The sequence below is a fragment of the Campylobacter sp. 2018MI34 genome, from assembly GCF_016598975.1.
GTDB lineage: Bacteria > Campylobacterota > Campylobacteria > Campylobacterales > Campylobacteraceae > Campylobacter_D.
On the sequence record NZ_JAENKS010000138.1, the window covers coordinates 1 to 440 of the forward strand.

Below are 440 nucleotides of genomic sequence, written 5' to 3' on the forward strand. Positions count from 1 at the left end.
ATGAACATCTATTTCGACTCGGCCAACATCCCGACGCCCAACCGGATGAACTGGAAGGACGCCGAGACCGACGACTGGCTGAAGCACGGCCGCGCCGCGCTGACGCCCGAGGACCGCACGAAGTTCTACGCCCTGGTGCAGCAGAAGGTGATGAACGAACATCTGTGGATGCCCGTGCTCAACATCAACATGCACGAGGTCTCGAGCAAAAAGCTGAAGGGCATGCGCCCGCACATGATCTACCAGAACACCTTCTACAAAGGGCTGGATGCGAGTTTCTGAAGCTGGAGCGGACAGAGACGCTCAGGATGACAAGAAGGCGGATGACAAGGAAGGCGAGGGAAAAGCGATGCGTAAAACTTTGAGCAGTCTCGTTGCGTTGCTTGGTGTCGTCGCGTTGTCTTCCACCGTGGAGGCGCAGACCCTGCGCATGATGAAGT

The 440-nt window shown here is 57.3% G+C and carries 1 protein-coding gene; it reads left to right on the top strand.

What is annotated here, in order from left to right; genetic code table 11:
* Window positions 1-282 (top strand): hypothetical protein (locus tag JG676_RS08110; RefSeq protein WP_200217913.1); only part of this gene is annotated, 282 nt, incomplete at its 5' end.
* Between the last annotated feature and the right edge of the window lie 158 nt (window positions 283-440).